The sequence below is a fragment of the Hansschlegelia beijingensis genome, assembly GCF_045505405.1.
Lineage (GTDB): Bacteria > Pseudomonadota > Alphaproteobacteria > Rhizobiales > Methylopilaceae > Methylopila > Methylopila beijingensis_A.
In genome coordinates this window covers 1-1,199 of record NZ_JBJKEX010000553.1, presented here as the reverse complement: position 1 = coordinate 1,199, position 1,199 = coordinate 1, and the positions used below count along the sequence as shown (strand labels likewise).

Annotated in this window: 1 protein-coding gene; it reads right to left on the bottom strand. The window is 75.5% G+C overall.

Features of this window, described 5'->3' with window-relative positions; all coding sequences use genetic code 11:
- Positions 1-1,199 (bottom strand): class I SAM-dependent methyltransferase (locus tag ACIKT0_RS18625; protein ID WP_407106798.1); only part of this gene is annotated, 1,199 nt, incomplete at both ends.

Sequence of the window (1,199 nt, the reverse complement as noted above, 5' to 3'; positions counted from 1 at the left end):
GGCAGGCCGGGCCGGAGCCGCGGGGCCAGCACGCCCTCGGGCGTGATCGCCAGTTCGACGTCGTCCTTGGGCGCGGCGAGCTCGGCCGCCACGGCGCGCGCCGCGTCGTCCAGGCTCAGCTGCGAGGACACGTCCAACAGACGGATGTCCACGCCGCGCAGCTCGTTGCGCACCACGCGCAGGAACCCGGTCAGCGCGGCCTGTTCCGGACGATCCTCGCCGGCGCCGAGGCCGCCCGCGAGCGCGCCGGGCGCGACCACCCAGAGCCGGGCCGAGACGTCGTGGACTGAGCGAGCGAGCGACAGCAGCCGTCCCGCCCGGTCGGCGGTCGCCGCCGAAAGCGCGCCTTCAGCGGCGTCGAACACCGCGATCACATCGGCCGAAGCGCCGGTCGCTCCCTTGGCGGGGGCCCGCAGCCCGAGCTCGGCCGCCGGGGCCCAGCCCTGCTCGGCATGAGCATGGCCATTGGTCTTGCCGTTTGAACGCCCGGCGCCTGCGGTCGCCTGATGCACGGTGACCGGTCGGCCGAGACCCTCGATCGCACGGGCGATCGCGAGCGAGAGCCCTTCAGCCGCGCCCGGCGTTTCAGCCACGAGCACGAGCGGCGCGACATGCGCGGCCGCTTCGACTGCGGCGGTCGCGCGCCGCCGCTTGGCGGCGAGCACCAGCGAGATCGGCGAGCGAGCGCCCGCGACCGGGGCGATCGCCTGATCAGGAAGCCGGGCGTCGCCGAGGTCGGCCATCCAGTCCGCCGAGGACCTCGCGCCGCCCACCGGGAATTCCGGCGAGGCGGAGCGCTCGAACCACCCGGCCTGCACGCCGAACACGACGTCCAGGAACGGGGTGGGCTCCAGAGCCGCCAGCACGAGCCGTCCGCCGTCCGCGATCCGGGCGCCGAGCCGGCGCATGGCGTCGGCCGCGGCCACCGGGGCGCCCCAGCCGAGCGAGCCGACCACGAGGTCGAACCTGCCGACATCCGCGCCGTCGGCGGCCAGGTCGAACTGCTCGACGGTGACGTTAGGCTCGCCCGCGAAGGCGAAGCGCAGCCGCTCCGCGGCGGTCGCGTCCGGATCCGTCACCACAAGGGTCACGCGTGGATCGCGTGCGAGCGGGGCGAGCCGGCGGGTCAAGGCGCCGGAGCCGGCGCCGATCTCGAGGATGCGGATAGGCTGGCCGGCGGGGCTTTGCGCGACCAGGTC